Below are 14,754 nucleotides of genomic sequence, written 5' to 3' on the forward strand. Positions count from 1 at the left end.
GTCACTCCCTCACCAGCGGCCCTGAAGCTCCGGACCCCGCTCCGCGAATCGACCGGTCCGGGACCGGAGCGACGGCATACGGCGCTCCGGGCCTCCCGCCCGCCCTGCTCCGCCGCCGGGTCCGGACCGAGGTTGCCGATTCCGCCCCGGCGCGCGGCGGGGCGGTGCCATGCTGGGCGCGCCGACGCGGAGGTCGTGCGCCGTGTCGGTTGTCGGGCTTGTTCGGACCGTCGCGGACCGGGCCGGGGCGTGCGGGGGCCTGGCCCGTGCAGCAGCCCACTTCGGCGCGGTTCGTGGCCGTGTGGCCGCCCCGCCGCGGTGTTGCGAGGGGCCGGCCGGTCCCCGCCGTCGTGGGGCGGATCAGGGAAGGGGAACATCGTCATGGTGTCTGCACGCTCCGCCTTACGTCCGGTGACCCGGGCCGGGTCGCGCCGTCGGCCGACCGCTTTGCTGGCCGCCTGTGCGCTGGTCTGCTCCGGGTTCGTCACGGTGGCCGTTCCGGCGGCGACCGCCGCTCCGGTACGGGCCGCCGCTCCGCTGGCGTTCATCGCCGACAGCGGTTCGGATCAGGTGTCGGTGGTGGATACGGCCACCGATACGGTGACCGCGACCATCCCTGTCGGAGACGGGCCGTCCGGGGTCGCCGTGACCCCCGACGGCGGCCGGGCCTATGTCACCAACCGCGGCTCCGGTTCGGTGTCGGTGATCGACACCGCCGCCCGTACGGTGACCGCGACCGTACCCGTCGGCGACGGGCCGTTCGGAGTCGCCGTGAGTCCCGGCGGCGGCCGGGCGTATGTCACCGACTTCCTGTCCGCGTCGGTGTCGGTGATCGACACCGCGACGAACACCGTCACCGCGACCGTGCCCGTCGGGGGACAGCCGAACAGCGTCGCGATCGCCCCGGGCGGGGGCCGGGTCTACGTCAGTGGTGCCGCTTCGGTCTCCGAGATCGACGCCGCCACGAACACCGTCACCGGGACCGTCGCCGTCTCCCGGCCCAACGGGCTCGCGGTGAGCCCCGACGGCGCCCGGCTCTACGTCAGTTCGCAGAACGCGGGCGCGGTGACCGTGGTCGACACCGCCACCCGTACCGTCACCGGGACCGTCCCGGTCGGGAACACCCCCTTCGGGGCCGCGCTCTCCCCCGACGGCGCCCGGCTCTATGTGACCAATATCGGCGGAAACAGCGCCTCGGTGATCGACACCGCGACCGGTACGGCCGTGGCCACCGTCGGAGTGGGCTCCACCCCGATCGGGCTCGCGGTGACGCCCGACGGTACCGAGGTCTATGTCGCCAACAGCGGCAGCGGAACCGCGTCGGTGATCGATACGGCCACCAACACGGTCACGGCCACCGTCCCCGTCGGCGGCGGACCGTACGCCGTGGCGTTCACCCCGGCGGCAGCGGCAGCCGCCGATATCGATATCGACGTCACGGCCCGGCCGAACCTGGGCCTCCTGGTCCCCTACCTCACCTATACGCTGACCGCCCGCGGCCTGGGCCCGGACGCCGCCACCTCGGCGACCGTCACCGCGACCCTGCCACCCGGCGCCGGTGCCACCCATCTCTCCCCCGGCTGCACCGCCTCGGCCGGAACCGTCACCTGCGCCTACGGCCCGATCGCTTCGGGAGCCGCCGTGAGCAAGACGTTCCGGGTGCCGCTGCATCTGCTCTCCCTCGGCCAGGTCAAGGTCACCGGCGTCCGGGCCGCCTCCGCGCCCGCCGACCCGGTCCCGGCCAACGACACCGCGTCCGCCACCTGCAACGTCGTCTCCGTCCTCCTCGTCAGCTGCGGCTGACGCCCCGGCCCGGCAGCAGCCGGCGAAGCCCCGCGGCGCCGAGGGGCCGTGGGGCTTCGCCTCCGGGTGCACGGGCGGCGCTACTCCGCCCGTGCGCTCCGCTCGAAGAGGTCGAGCACGAGCGGCAGGGCCTTCCGTACCGAGGTGTTGTGGCCGTACGGACCGACGTCGACCACCTGATGCCGTACGCCGTTCTCCGTGAGCTGGCCGGAGCAGTGACCGGCGTGCGCGGGGGAAACGTCCTCGTCGAGGCTGCCGTGGAAGATCCGCACCGGCACTCGGGGGCGCCAGTCGCAGGTGGTGTCCAGGGGGCGCAGCCGCTCCTTCAGTACGCCGCTGGGCTCACGGACCCGGTCGAGGAACTCCGCCGTGAACAGTTCCTTCGAGGTCGCGGGGAGTTCCCGCAGGATCTCGGCCGCGGTGTGCCGGCCGTCGAAGAGCCGCTCGATTCGCTGGTCGTAGGGGGCTCGGAACGCCTCGGCGGGCGAGTCGTAGAGCCCGTAGATCCGGTCCCAGGCCGTGGCGAAGTACGCGAGGTAGATCGCGGACCGCTGGACGGTGTCGTTCGCGGCGGCGGCTTCGAAGGTGCTCAGGTCGAAGGGGCCGCCGACCGGCGCGAGGGCGCCCGGCCGGAAGTAGCGGTCGGCGCGGTCCTCGGCGAGGGCCCGGCCGACCATCATGGTCGCGGGCCCGCCCTGGGAGAAGCCGCTGATCGCGACGTCCGGCCGCAGGTCCCTCCCGTGCTCGCGGGCGACGGTCCTGGCGGCGCGCAGTCCGTCGACGGCGGCGGCCACGGTGGCCGCGGGGTCGCCGTAGGGGTGGAGGCCGTCGCCCTTGCCGAGGCCCACGTAGTCGGGGGCGGAGACGGCCCTGCCACTGGCGGCGAAGAAGAGTGCGGCGCGCCGGTCGGCTGAGTTCGGGTTCACCGACGCCGCCTCGTCCTTGTGGACGGAGGTGCCGTGCAGCCAGGAGACGGCGGGCAGGGCCCGTTGGCCGTTCCGCGGCAGGACGACGAGCTGGCTGGCGGTGACGGGGGCGCCCGTGCTGTCGGTGGTGCGGTAGAGGACGCGGTACCGGGTGACGTCGTAGCGGACCCTGGATGCGTCGATTCCGCCGCGGCCCAGGATCTCGGCCACCTCGTCCGCGCTCACCCGGGTCACCTCCTCGACGGCCACCACGGCCCCGCCCGGCGCGGGCCGGGGGTGCGGCCGGGCTTCGGCGTCCGGGGCGGGTCCGGCCAGGGGTGCGGCGGCGCCGAGTGCGAGAGCCCCGAGGAGCAGGGCGGTTAAACGCTTGTACCGGCTGGAGCTGTTCATGTGTCGATCTTGCTTCGGCCGCCCCCGTCCTGGACATGGAGCGGTCCCCCGTACCCGGTGGGGGGACAGCACCCCACCCCGGTCTCTTCCGTCGCCCGCGCAGGGCCGGACTGTCAGTGCCGGGGTCTAGCGTTGCCGTACACCACTCCGGTGGACGCGTCCCGCCCCGAATCCGATACCGACCACACCAGGACAGTGCTGTCACGATGCTTACCTCTGCGCGCAGTTACCGGCGGAATCAGATCTCTCGGGCCAAGGCCGCCGCGGCGATCGGCCGGTTCCGCGACGGCTACAAGATCCGGCGGCTGACCGAGGCGCTCGACGAGTTCGAGGACCACATCGGCGATCTCCGGCTGGTCGAAGGCGATCTCCGGATATCCGGTGACCTCGATCTGACACGGGAGCGCGTCGGGCTGCTGATGGTGCTCGGCGATCTGGTCGTGGACGGCGCGTATGCCGACAGCGACGACCCCGAGTCCTTTCTGCTGGTGACCGGCGATATGCGGGCCCGTGACGTGGTGACCGCCGGCTGGCTGGAGGTGCACGGCGACCTGAGCACCGGTTGTCTCATCGGTGACTACAACGACTGCTCCGCCAGCATCGGCGGCGATGTCAGCGCCCGGCTCTTCTACGGCGAGGAGCATCACTTCACGATCGGCGGCGCGCTCGGCGCCGACGCGGTGATCGGCCGACCGCGCCTAGAAATAGCCGTCCCACCGGCGGTGATCGAGCTGGACGACCCGCGGATGCTGGACCACTTCGACCGCGATCTGCTGCGGGTGGACGAAGACCACCACATCGACGACGACGGCACCGACGGCCGGGCTGTCACCTGGATCGACGGGTTCCACGACTTCCGCGAGCTGAAGCGGCGGGTGCGGGCGGGCCGACCGCTCCGTACCACCGGGGTACGCGAGTGACGGCACGACGGCCGGACGGCCCCGAACCCGGGGAGATCACCGCATCCCCCCATGTCCGCACCGCCGCCGGTCCGCCCCGCGACGACCGGGGTGCCGCCGCGCGAGCCGGCCTCGTCCGCTCGCCCCGCCCGGACCGGCCCCGTGAACGACAGCACCCGCCGCCCGCCCGGACCGGCCGACCCGATGCGGGCGGACGACGGGCGGGGGCGGGAGCGGCCGTACGACCTACTAGCGCATGACCCGCTCAGCGCTCTCCAGGATCAGCAGGAGAGGTTGGTGCCGGTCGGCACACCCAGGATCTGGGTGAAGTTCTTGTAGCGGTTGACCCGGCTCTGGACCTGGGCGGGGTGGCCGCCGTCGCATTCGAGCGCGCCGTTGATGGCACGGATGGTCTGGCCGAAGCCGGCGCCGCTGATCATGGCGTCATGGGCGGTCACCGGGCCGGGGCCGTCCTGGGTGTTCCAGTACCAGAGCGCCGTCATCATGGCGACGGCCGGGTCCGTCTCGACCAGGTCGGGGTTGTTGAGCAGGTCGATGCCCAGCCAGTCGCCCACGGTCTTGTAGTTGAAGTTCCAGCTCAGCATGATCGGGCCGCGGCCGTAGTACTTGGCCTGGCCCGCGGGGCAGCCGTAGGGCTGGCTGCGGTCGCAGTAGAGCGGGTAGTTCCGCTCGTCGATCTCCTTGATGTAGAACAGCCCACCGGTCTCATGGCTGATGTTGGCGAGGAAGGCCGCGGCCTCCTGCTTGCGCATCGTGTCCGTGCCGGTGTGGGCGAACCCCGGGAACGCCTTCATGGCGTCGGTGAGGCCCTTGTACGTGTAGAACGGGTTCCGGTTCGGGAACATCTGGTTGAACTGCGCCTCGCTCACCACGAAGCTGTTCGGGTCGGGGTTGCCGCCCGTGCCACAGGTGTACGGGTCCCAGTAGTAGGTGCTGACCACCGGGTTGTACCCGGGGTTGGCCCGCTCGGCGATGTAGACGCTGCCGTCGTTGTACTTGACGATGTCGCCCACGCGGTAGTTCTGCCCGGCGGCCCAGGCGGGGGCTACGGCGCACTCGTCCACCGGGGCGGCGGAGCCGGAGGCCGCGGTGGCGGTCGGGACGAGAGCCGTCGCCAGCAGCGAGCCCGCCGCCAGCACGGCGGCCATCAGGCTCTTCATTCGGGTCTTGAGCACGGTCCAATGACCTTTCATGCACTTTCGGACATGCCTGACAGCCCCGGCCGGAGACCGGGGCGACCAGACACACCATGTCGGGGGGTGATCAAGCACACCCAAGCGCTTCGAATGGGCGCCGGTCAAGGTATAGACCAATGCCATTTTCGAAACAACGAGCTTTATTTCAGGGCCCGTTGGCGCCCACCGGAAACGCGGGGCCGGAGCCGGTCGTCACGGGGGTCCGAGGCGCGGGCGGGCCGTTGACAGGAGGGGAAGCATCGGGAAGGGTCTGGAGGCATGCAGCCACCGGGTGACCTGCGGGTCCGTCTTGTGGAGCGCCGCCACGTCGACTTGGTCCGTGTCGCGAGCGCCATCTGTCGCCGCGCCTGACCCGCCCCGCCGCATGCTGACGCCCCGTCATTCCGACGGTTGAGCGGACGCGTCCGGAAGCATCTCTTCCCATGACCTCGGCGGACCCGGGTTCCGGTTCCCGACTTCCCTCTCCGTGCGATGCCCTACGTCCGCGCGGCCCGTACTCCTGTCCTGGAGCACCTCTGTGACCTCTTTCGACTCTTCCCTGTCCCGGCGTGCCTTCGCCGGTACCGCCGCCGGTGCCGTGACAGCCCTCGGGCTGCCCGCTGCCGCCGCCGCCGACAGCGGCGGAGCCCCTCCCGGCGAGCGCCCGTTCCGGGCCGCCCGCACTCGCGGCCGGGGCTCCCGCCGCCCCAATGTGCTGTTCATTCTGGGCGACGACCTGGGCTGGGCCGATCTGTCCTCCTACGGCGCCCCGGAGATCCGTACCCCCCATCTGGACCGGCTCGCCCGCCAGGGCGTGCGGTTCACCGACGCGTACAGCGGCTCCGCGACCTGCTCGCCCACCCGGTTCAGTCTCTACACCGGCCGCTATCCGGGCCGTACCCGGGGCGGGCTCGCCGAGCCGATCGCGGACCGGTCGGCGGGGCTCGACCCCACCCATCCCACCCTCGCCTCCCTGCTGCGGGACACCGGGTACCGGACGGCGCTGATCGGCAAGTGGCACTGCGGCTATCTGCCCGACCACAGCCCCACCCGGTCCGGGTGGGAGGAGTTCTTCGGCAATTTCGGCGGGGCGCTGGAGTACTACTCCAAGCTCAGCTCCGGCGGCGAGTACGACCTCTACGAGGGCGACGCCGAATACCGCGACCTGCGCTACTACACCCGCGTCCTGACCGAACGGGCCGTCGAGTACGTCAGCCGCGACCACGGGCGCGCCCCGTGGCTGCTCAACCTCAACTTCACCACTCCGCACTGGCCGTGGATCGCCGACGGCGACGAGGAGACCAGCGCCGAGATCGTCCGCCGGATCAGGTCCGGCGACCGGCGGGCACTGAGGCACCAGGACGGGGGCTCGCTCGCGAAGTACCGGCAGATGGTCGAGGACCTCGACCGCTCGGTGGGCGCGGTGCTCACGGCCCTGAAGCGGTCCGGGCAGGAGGAGGACACCCTGGTGTTCTTCGCCAGCGACAACGGCGGTGAGCGGTTCTCGTACAACTGGCCGCTCAGCGGCAACAAGGGGTCGCTGCTGGACGGCGGCATCCGGGTGCCGTCGATCCTGCGCTGGCCCGCGCGGATCGAGGGACGTCAGGTCAGCCGGGTTCCGGTGTACTCCCCCGACTGGACGGCGACGCTCCTGGAGCTGGGCGGGGCCCGGCCCCATCCCGCGTACCCCCTGGACGGAGTCAGCCTGGCCGGCTATCTGCTGCGCGGCGACGAAGTGCCCGAGCGCGATCTGTTCTGGCGGGTCCGGGGGGAACGGGCGCTGCGGCGGGGCGAGTGGAAGTACTACCGGGGCAAGGACGGCAGGGACCGTCTCCACCGGCTGTCGGAGGACATCCGTGAACAGGCCGACCAGTCCGCCGCGCGGCCCGGACTGCTGACGGAACTGAGGGCCGCGTGGGAACGGATAGACCGGGAGCTGCTGCCGTACCCCGGATAGGCGGTCCTCGCGCCACGAGGCCCGGCCGGACGGCCACTGTCCGGCCCGGTCGCACACCGGCGCGCTTTTCCGGCAAACAGGTCATGGGCTGACCGGATTCGGTCGCAGGATGACGTTATGGCCTTACCGACGAGGCCATGACCTGCGACCGTATCGGCCCCGGCTTTTCAGGGTGTACCGACACCGTCCGCGGGAACTCTTATCGCCCGTTCACCCCGAAAAGCCAGAAAGGCAGTTCCATGTTCCGTCCAGCCGATTTTCCCGAGCCCGTCATCGTTCCCGTCAACGGTGTGGAACTCGAAGTCTTCGAAGCGGGTCCGCGGGACTCCGGGAAGCCCATCGTGCTCTGTCACGGCTGGCCGGAGCACGCCTTTTCCTGGCGTCACCAGATGCCCGCCCTGGCGGCTGCGGGCTATCACGTCATCGTCCCGAATCAGCGGGGTTACGCCAACTCGTCCCGTCCGGCGGACGTGACGGAGTACGACATCGAGCACCTTACGGGTGACCTTGTGGCACTACTCGATCACTACGGCTACCAGGACGCCACCTTCGTCGGTCATGACTGGGGCGCGATGGTCGTCTGGGGGCTGGCGCTGCTGCACCCCGGCCGGGTGAACAAGGTGATCAACCTCAGCCTGCCGTACCAGGAGCGCGGCGAGCGGCCCTGGATCGAGTCGATGGAGGCCGTGTTCGGCGGCGACTTCTACTTCGTCCACTTCAATCGGCGGCCGGGGGTCGCGGACGCCGTATTCGAGGAGAACACCTCCCGGTTCCTTCGCAATATGTACCGGAAGAACCAGCCCCCGCAGGAATTTCGGCCGGGTATGGCGCTGATCGATCTCGCCCGAGCCGAGACACCACTCGGCGAGCCCCTGATGAGCGATGACGAACTGGCCGTCTTTGTCTCCGCCTTCGAGACTTCGGGGTTCACGGGAAGTGTGAACTGGTACCGGAACCTCGACCGCAACTGGCACTTGCTGGCGAATGCGGACCCCATCGTCCGGCAGCCCACACTCATGATCTACGGCGAACGGGACGCGGTGGCGAAGTCCGGGAAGGTGGCGGAGTTCGTACCCAGGGTGGAAGTGGTCGAGCTGGATTCCGGCCACTGGATCCAGCAGGAGAGGCCGGAGGAAACGAACCGGGCGATCCTGAACTGGCTGGCACGGCAGGACGCCGGCCGAGGGCCGTCCCACGATCCGGTGCGTACCGTCTGAGGCACTCCGGGCCGCCGGGCGTCGAGCCGCCGCGGGACGGCTCGACGGGCCCGGCCGCTCGGCCGGGGCCACGGTCAGCCCCGGGCGGTCCGACGGGAGGGGTGACCGCTCCCGGCGTGGACCTCCAGTTCGGCGAACCCGCGATAGCCCCGGTCCACGTAGAGGAGTGGTCCACGGGACTCAGGGCCGGGCGACCGGCGGACGACGGACGCGGTGGCGACGATCAGCGTGTGATCGGCGACCGCGACGCACCGGATCGCGCGACAGGCCAGGACGACGGCGCTTCCTTCCAGTTCCGGCCCGCCGCCGTCGGCGGACGGCCGGTGACGCATCCCGGCGAACTCCCCGGCGCCGAGGACTCGGCGCCGGGCGAAACGGTCGGCGACCGACTGCTGTCCGGCGGCGAGGACGTTGACGGTGAAGGAGCCGGTCCGCCGGATGAAGTCCTCGGTGCGGCTGCCCCGCTTCAGCGAGATCAGCAGGGTGGGCGGGTCGAGTGAGACCGACAGCAGGGAGTTGACCGTCATACCGTGCGGTCCCTGGTCGCTCTGTGTGGTGACGACGGCGACACCCGTCGCCCAGAGGCGCATGGCCTCGCGGAACTCATCGGACCGCTCGCCGTCGCCGGGGTCACCGGCCGCCGGGGGCGGGGCCGTGGTCACCACGCGGAGCCCCGGGGCTCCGGGGACGCCAGGGCCGGGAAGTGCGGCACGATCTCCTCGGCGAGCTGCGCCACCACCTCGGCCGCGGGACGCCTGCCGTGCTGCACCCCGAGGGCGGCATGGTTGACCCCGGCGTCCCGCCAGCGGCCGAGCAGCTCGCGCAGCCCTTCCGTGCCCGTGCGGAGGACGAAGCCGCCGCGCAGCGGAGTCGGCGGGTGGCCCGGGTCCTCGGCCAGGTCGATCCATTCATTGGTCGCGACCGGGCGGAACTCCCCACCGGGGATCAGGTCCCGCCACGCTCCGATCCGGTCACCGAGGTCCCGGGGGCCGTCGGAGGTCGCGGTGGCCCCGGGATAGACCAGCCGGCCGTCGGCGTGTTCGGCGATCCAGAGCGGGGACTGCTGGGACGAACCGGTGACCAGAAGGGGAATCCGGCCGTACACCGGCTTCGGCAGCAGGGCCGGGGCGCCGGGCCGATCCTCCCCCAGCAGCTCGCGGAAGGCTTCGAGCACCTCCCGGTACCGGGCGCCGCGCGTACCGTGGTCGACCCCGTAGGCGGGGAACTCCACCGGGCGGTCGCCCGACGCCACACCGAGCACGAGCCGACCTCCGCTGAGCTGATCGACGGACGCCGCCTGCTTGGCCAGGTCCATGGGGTTGCGCAGCGGGAGGATCACACTGCCGGACGCCAGGGTGATCCGGCTGGTGTGCGCCGCGAGCCAGGTCAGAGCCGTCCACGGGTCGTACACCTGCCCCACGTCGCCGAAGGCGGGGTCGGCCAGGGGGACGTCCCGTACCCAGGCGGTGGCGAACCCGCCGCGCTCGGCCTGCCGGACGACCTCGGTCTGGCCGCGCATTCCCGCCATCTCTCCCGCGTACGGCCACAGGGGCAGGAACAGCCCCACGGTCAGCTCCCCCGGCGCGAACATGCGGGTGTACCCGGAATGGCTCTCCCACGAGGAGGCCGCTGCTGTTGTGCTCATCGGATTCGATACCGCCCATGACTCTGGTTGGAACGTTCGATCCAGAGCATACGGCAGTCTGGATCGAACGTTCCAACCAGTAGACTCGGGGCCATGGCAGCCACCACATCGCGCGACCGCTCGTCCGACAGCGACACCCGCCACCGGATCATCCGGGCCACGGCCGCCCTGCTGCAGCGGCAGGGGTACGAGAGCACCTCGGTCAAACGGATCGCCGGCGCCGCGCAGGCGTCCCCCAGCTCCGTCTACCACTTCTTCCCCGGCGGCAAGCAGGAGCTCGCCATCGAGGCGATGCGGCACGGCGCGCGCGAGTTCGGCGAGTTGCTCGCCGAGGGCCTCGCGTCGGACCCCGATCCGGCCGAGGCCGCCGCCGCCTGCGCCCTGCTGCTGGCCGAGGACCTCAAGCGGTCGGACTGGAGCGACGGCTGCCCGGTGGCGGTCACCGCGCTCGAGACCATCGGCCGCGTTCCGGGCCTCCAGGAGGCCGCGACCCGGGCCCTCACCGAATGGCGGTCCCTCGTCGCGGCCAGGCTGACAGAAGGCGGTATCACACCGGCCGCCGCCCACACTCTCGCCGGAGCGGTCATCAGCATGCTGGAGGGCGCCGAACTGCTGAGCCGGGTCACCGCGGACGACACCCCCCTTCGCGACGCGGCCGTCCACCTCGCCCAGCTCGTGAGGGCGGCACCCCGGACCTGACCGGGGAAGGACCGACCAGCCGTCACCGGGGCGACGAAGCGACGCGGCACCAGGGGCGGGCCACCGCCGCCGTGGCCGTCGCGCCCCGGGGCGATACACGGATCAAACGGCCTCCGGGCCCGCTCCGCCCCAGTCCAGGCGGTCGGCGAGTCCGGTGGCGGCGAACGCGTCTATCAGTTCGGCGCGCCCTTCGGTGAAATGCGCCCAGCCCTCGTAGTGGAGCGGCACGACGCGGCGGGCGTCGAGGATACGGGCCGCCTCCGCGGCCTGGGGGCTGTCCAGGACGATCGGCCGGTTCCCGAAGATCACGGGGAAGCGGGGAGCGCCCGCGAAGAGCAGTGCGGTGTCCACGCGCGGGTGGCGGGCCGCGATGTCGCGGACGGCGTCGAGAGAGGCGTTGTCGCCGCTGACGTAGACGGTGGGCAGCCCCTCTCCGGTCAGGACGAAGCCCACGACCTGCCCCAGGACGGGTTCGACCTCCGCGCGGGAGCCGGGGCCGTGGACAGCGGGGACCCCCGTGACGGTGACGGTGCCTCCGTCGGGGCGCGGCAGGTCCACGGCCTCCCAGTCACCCAGGCCCCGCACCTTCCCGGCCAGCGCCGCGCCGAGGCGCTCGGCGCCACTGGAGGTGGTCAGGGTGAGGCCCGCGTGCGCGAGCAGAGCGCGGCCGGAGATATCGAGGTTGTCCTCGTGTTCGTCGTGGGAGAGCAGCACGATGTCGACGGCCCCGACCTCCTCGGCGGTGCTGCCGGAGCGGGTGGTCTTGGTCAGGACCGGGCGTCCGGGACGGCCGTACTCGCCGGGTCCGTCGAAGGTCGGATCGGTCAGAAACCGCAGACCCCCGTACTCGAACAGGGCCGTCGGGCCGCCGAGGGCCCGTACGGGGAACGAGCGGGGCGCCGCCGAGGCGGAGAGGGCAGAGGAAGACATGGAAAACCTCACGGATGTCGATGGCTTCAAACGTGAGGCGATCCTAGACGTGTCTCACGGATACGAGCAACGCTTAACATGAGCACCATGGAAGAGTCCGCGACCGACCGGTCCGTCCCGCCACCGGCCCACGGCGAGGAGGAGCACCTCTCCCTCGCCCTGGCCAACAGCGCCGTCACCCTCCCCGGCGGGCTGACGGCCGACCTGCTCGGCGATCCGGCCCGGGCGAATCGGTGGCTGACGGAACGCGGCCTCGCCCCGGTCGACTCCGGTATGCAGGAGATGTGCGCCGGACTGTTGCGGACCCTGAGGGAGAACGTCAGATCGCTGTTCTCCGCCCGCTGCGCCGGACTTCCCGCCCACTCGGCGGCGGTCGCGGCGGTCAATGACGCGATGACCCGTGTCCCCACCGTCCCGCTGCTCCGCTGGGATGCCGAGAAGGGCCCCTACCGGACCCCGCCCCACCCCACTACGGCGATCGTCGAACACGCCCTGGCCACCCTCGCGGCCGACGCCGCCGACCTCCTCACCTCCCCCGAGGCCGACCGTCTCACCGCCTGCGGCTCGCCTCCCTGCAACCGCTATCTCCTCCGCCGCGGTCGCCGCCACTGGTGTTCCACACGCTGCGGCGACCGGGTCCGCGCGGCCCGCGCCTACGCTCGCCGCAACAGCCGGGGCGACGACTCCGAGGCCCGGCCCGAAGACCCCGGCGGGCAGGGCCCCGGCCGGGATCGTGATGAGGGCGGCGCCGGGCGGGACGAGCGGAGCGCCGAGTAGCCGCGACAGCACCGGGGCGGAATCGTCGCGGGCGAGGGCTCACGTTTCCGCCGGTACCCGGAAGCGCCGGGGCGGAGCCGCCCCCGGGTTCACACGGTCTGTACGCAGGTGCACTGGCAGACCGCGAGGGTGCCCTGTGCCGCCTCGGTCTCCTCCCGGACCGTGACGTCGGAGATGGCTTCGGCCGCCTCGGCCCTCTCCTCGCGCGGCCACAGCGCCAGTGCGGCGACGGCGCCCAGCGCGGCGAGGACGGCGAGGACCACCCAGGTGAGGGTGAAACCCGATTCCGTGGCGAGCCAGCCGGCGACGGGATAGGTGACCAGCCACGCCAGATGGGAGAGCGAGAACTGGGCGGCGAAGACCCCCGGCAGTCTGTTCGGCTCGGCCGAACGGCGCAGCACCCGACCCGTCGGTGTGACGATCAGGGCCATCCCGCCGCCGATGACGGCCCAGACGGCCGCCGTGCCCGCCCAAGTGGTGAGGCCCGACGCGCTGATCGCGACGGCGGCGGCGACGCCCGTCGTCAGGACCGCGGCGCCGGTCATCATCACCGTACGCTCACGGATCCGGTCGAGTACGCGGGGCAGCAGAAGCGCGACCAGGAGGGTGCCGCCGCCGGACGCGGCGAGCATCCAGGCGACATCCGTCTGGGTTCCGCCGAGTTCGTCGCGGACGTAGTTCACGGTGTTGACCACGACGATCGAACCCGCGGCGGCGACCACCAGGTTCAGCGCCAGGATGCCGCGCAGCCTCGGCGTGGTGGCGAAGGTCCGGATCCCCGAAGCGACACGGTCCCACGCCCGGGTGTGCTCGCTGGGCCGGGCGTCGGGGATCCGGGTCGACAGCACGAGCAGGGCGGAGACGGCGAACCCGGCGGATGTGCCGGCGAAGAGCCAGTCGAAGTTCATGAAGGACAGCGCCACGGCCGCGAGGACCGGGCTCAGCAGGCTCTCCATGGTGTACGCGACCTGAGAGGCCGACAGCGCGCGGGTGAAGTCGGCCTCGTCGGTGACGATATCGGGGATCACCGCCTGGAAGGTCGGCGTGAACGCCGCCGACGAGGCTTGGAGCAGGCCGATCAGTACATAGATCTGCCAGATCTCGGTGACGAACGGCAGCGCGACCACGACCACGGCCCGGACCAGGTCGAGGACGGTGAGCAGCTTCCGCCTCGGCAGACGGTCGACATACGCCGCGGCCAGCGGCGCGATGACGACGTACAGCACCATCTTGATCGTCAGGGCGGTGGCGAGCACCGCGCCCGCGCTCGGGCCCGCGAGCTCGTAGGCGAGCAGCCCCAGTGCGACGGTCGCCAGCCCCGTACCGAACAGCGCGATGATCTGCGCACTGAACAGACGGCGGAAATCTCGCAGCGCGAACAGTCCCACGGGCACCTTCCTCCCAGGCCATATACCCCGACAGGGTATTGCAGGGTAGGTATATCGCATCCACCGGGGGAAGCCGTACGGCCGGTGTCGCGGCCGGCCCCGGAGGGCGGCGCCAGGCATCACACCGATGATCGGCGAGAACGGCGACCACCAGAGCCACGGCCGGGCCGACGCGCGGCAGTTGGTGGCGTTCGCGCGGAGTGGGAGTACGAGTTCTCCCGCATCGTCGCGGCGTACCCCGGCCGACCGGTCCGCGCCGCCCGCCGCTACGGGATACGAACCCGGCCGTCGCGGCGGGCGGCGGGCCCCGGTGCGCGGGACGTCGGCCGGGCAGGTAGTTTGCCCGGATGAGTCTTCTCGATGATGTGGCCGAACGCGACAACTGGCGGTGCTGGGTATGTGACGAGCCGGTCGACCCCGACAAGTCGGTGAACGACCCGCTGGGTCCGAGCGTCGACAGCCGGACCGCCGACCGGAAGGCCAAGGTCGCCGAGCGACTCGCGCACCGCGGATGCAACTCCCGCAAGGGAGCGGTCAAGGTGGTCATCGACTGGCCGGACCACCTGTACGTGGTCGAACCCGCGCCGCTGATCGCCGTCGCCGCGAGGCTGGAGCGCAAGGGTGGCCGCGAGCTGGTGGGCCGTTGCCCGAGCAGGCAGGACGCCCAGGACGCGGCGGACTGGCTGGCGGACCGCTTCTCCCGACTGGTCCCGGGGCTGCCGGTGACCGCAGGTGTCGAGGCGGGCGGCGGCCAGTTCCTGGTCTTCCTGGCCACCGGCCGCCGCTGACCGGGGACCGTCTCTTGGGGCTCGGTTCGCCTCCGGGGCGCTCAAGCCGTGTTCTTCAGTCGATCGTGCTCGGCCGCTCGTACCTCGCGGCCTGCGCGCGTTCTCCTTCCAGAACACGACGCGCCCCTTCGGCTCACTC

The 14,754-nt window shown here is 71.6% G+C and carries 13 protein-coding genes and 1 pseudogene; 8 read left to right on the forward strand and 6 right to left on the reverse strand.

The annotated features are described in order from the left end of the window. The first annotated feature begins 381 nt into the window (after nucleotides 1-381). Entirely contained in the window at nucleotides 382-1,803 is a 1,422-nt protein-coding gene (locus tag AB0G74_RS30900; protein ID WP_361152974.1) for a YncE family protein, read from the forward strand. Between the two features lie 80 nt (nucleotides 1,804-1,883). Here the strand turns inward: AB0G74_RS30900 and AB0G74_RS30905 are convergent, their stop codons facing one another. Beyond that, a complete protein-coding gene (locus tag AB0G74_RS30905) occupies nucleotides 1,884-3,119 on the reverse strand; it encodes a hypothetical protein (protein WP_361152977.1) in 1,236 nt (411 codons plus the stop codon). A 206-nt stretch (nucleotides 3,120-3,325) separates the two neighbouring features. Between AB0G74_RS30905 and AB0G74_RS30910 the strand changes: the two genes are divergently transcribed. Continuing rightward, nucleotides 3,326-4,039, forward strand: coding sequence for a hypothetical protein (locus AB0G74_RS30910; protein WP_361152980.1), 714 nt, complete (start codon nucleotides 3,326-3,328; stop codon nucleotides 4,037-4,039). 260 nt (nucleotides 4,040-4,299) lie between these two features. Here AB0G74_RS30910 and AB0G74_RS30915 read toward each other — a convergent pair whose 3' ends face one another. After that, entirely contained in the window at nucleotides 4,300-5,214 is a 915-nt protein-coding gene (locus AB0G74_RS30915; protein ID WP_361152982.1) for a glycoside hydrolase family 19 protein, read from the reverse strand. Nucleotides 5,215-5,493: 279 nt separating this feature from the next. On the opposite strand from AB0G74_RS30915, the gene AB0G74_RS30920 reads away from it, so the two are divergent. The 3 genes from AB0G74_RS30920 (at nucleotide 5,494) to AB0G74_RS30930 (ending at nucleotide 8,388) form a co-directional block, all read left to right on the forward strand. After that, a complete protein-coding gene (locus AB0G74_RS30920; protein ID WP_361152985.1) occupies nucleotides 5,494-5,586 on the forward strand; it encodes a putative leader peptide in 93 nt (30 codons plus the stop codon). A 166-nt stretch (nucleotides 5,587-5,752) separates the two neighbouring features. Further along, nucleotides 5,753-7,171 (forward strand): sulfatase-like hydrolase/transferase, encoded by a 1,419-nt coding sequence (locus AB0G74_RS30925; protein ID WP_361152988.1) that lies wholly within the window; start codon nucleotides 5,753-5,755, stop codon nucleotides 7,169-7,171. A gap of 239 nt (nucleotides 7,172-7,410) precedes the next feature. Continuing rightward, on the forward strand, nucleotides 7,411-8,388 hold the full coding sequence (locus AB0G74_RS30930) for an alpha/beta hydrolase (protein ID WP_361152991.1): 978 nt from the start codon (nucleotides 7,411-7,413) through the stop codon (nucleotides 8,386-8,388). Between the two features lie 74 nt (nucleotides 8,389-8,462). On the opposite strand, the gene AB0G74_RS30935 is transcribed toward AB0G74_RS30930, so the two are convergent. Together AB0G74_RS30935 and AB0G74_RS30940 are read right to left on the reverse strand one after the other, a co-directional pair. After that, on the reverse strand, nucleotides 8,463-9,053 hold the full coding sequence (locus AB0G74_RS30935; RefSeq protein WP_361152994.1) for a flavin reductase family protein: 591 nt from the start codon (nucleotides 9,051-9,053) through the stop codon (nucleotides 8,463-8,465). Continuing rightward, complete coding sequence (locus AB0G74_RS30940) at nucleotides 9,047-10,033, reverse strand: LLM class oxidoreductase (protein ID WP_361152997.1); 987 nt, start codon at nucleotides 10,031-10,033, stop codon at nucleotides 9,047-9,049. The genes AB0G74_RS30935 and AB0G74_RS30940 overlap by 7 nt, the downstream gene beginning before the upstream one ends. A 93-nt stretch (nucleotides 10,034-10,126) precedes the next feature. Between AB0G74_RS30940 and AB0G74_RS30945 the strand changes: the two genes are divergently transcribed. Next, nucleotides 10,127-10,732: a TetR/AcrR family transcriptional regulator gene (locus AB0G74_RS30945; protein ID WP_361152999.1), complete on the forward strand. Its 606-nt coding sequence runs from the start codon at nucleotides 10,127-10,129 to the stop codon at nucleotides 10,730-10,732. 102 nt (nucleotides 10,733-10,834) lie between these two features. Here AB0G74_RS30945 and AB0G74_RS30950 read toward each other — a convergent pair whose 3' ends face one another. Beyond that, nucleotides 10,835-11,662 carry an MBL fold metallo-hydrolase gene (locus AB0G74_RS30950; RefSeq protein WP_361153002.1) on the reverse strand — a complete coding sequence of 276 codons (828 nt, stop codon included), beginning with the start codon at nucleotides 11,660-11,662 and terminating at the stop codon, nucleotides 10,835-10,837. 87 nt (nucleotides 11,663-11,749) lie between these two features. Between AB0G74_RS30950 and AB0G74_RS30955 the strand changes: the two are divergent. Beyond that, a pseudogene (locus AB0G74_RS30955) lies at nucleotides 11,750-12,328 on the forward strand (ABATE domain-containing protein); the annotation flags it as partial. Between the two features lie 200 nt (nucleotides 12,329-12,528). Here AB0G74_RS30955 and AB0G74_RS30960 read toward each other — a convergent pair. Beyond that, entirely contained in the window at nucleotides 12,529-13,827 is a 1,299-nt protein-coding gene (locus AB0G74_RS30960) for an MFS transporter (protein ID WP_361153005.1), read from the reverse strand. 347 nt (nucleotides 13,828-14,174) lie between these two features. Between AB0G74_RS30960 and AB0G74_RS30965 the strand changes: the two genes are divergently transcribed. Then, a complete protein-coding gene (locus AB0G74_RS30965; RefSeq protein ID WP_361153007.1) occupies nucleotides 14,175-14,615 on the forward strand; it encodes a hypothetical protein in 441 nt (146 codons plus the stop codon). Nucleotides 14,616-14,754 lie beyond the last annotated feature (139 nt).

The organism is Streptomyces sp. NPDC020875 (assembly GCF_040641415.1).
Taxonomy (GTDB): Bacteria; Actinomycetota; Actinomycetes; order Streptomycetales; family Streptomycetaceae; genus Streptomyces.

Bases quoted from the DNA above. Each gene is read 5' to 3' on its own strand.
- AB0G74_RS30905 (WP_361152977.1), bottom strand. From the start codon at position 3,119: ATGAACAGCTCCAGCCGGTACAAGCGTTTAACCGCCCTGCTCCTCGGG.
- AB0G74_RS30930 (WP_361152991.1), top strand. From the start codon at position 7,411: ATGTTCCGTCCAGCCGATTTTCCCGAGCCCGTCATCGTTCCCGTCAAC.
- AB0G74_RS30965 (WP_361153007.1), top strand. From the start codon at position 14,175: ATGAGTCTTCTCGATGATGTGGCCGAACGCGACAACTGGCGGTGCTGG.
- AB0G74_RS30910 (WP_361152980.1), top strand. From the start codon at position 3,326: ATGCTTACCTCTGCGCGCAGTTACCGGCGGAATCAGATCTCTCGGGCC.
- AB0G74_RS30900 (WP_361152974.1), top strand. From the start codon at position 382: ATGGTGTCTGCACGCTCCGCCTTACGTCCGGTGACCCGGGCCGGGTCG.
- AB0G74_RS30940 (WP_361152997.1), bottom strand. From the start codon at position 10,033: ATGAGCACAACAGCAGCGGCCTCCTCGTGGGAGAGCCATTCCGGGTAC.
- AB0G74_RS30945 (WP_361152999.1), top strand. From the start codon at position 10,127: ATGGCAGCCACCACATCGCGCGACCGCTCGTCCGACAGCGACACCCGC.
- AB0G74_RS30950 (WP_361153002.1), bottom strand. From the start codon at position 11,662: ATGTCTTCCTCTGCCCTCTCCGCCTCGGCGGCGCCCCGCTCGTTCCCC.
- AB0G74_RS30920 (WP_361152985.1), top strand. From the start codon at position 5,494: ATGCAGCCACCGGGTGACCTGCGGGTCCGTCTTGTGGAGCGCCGCCAC.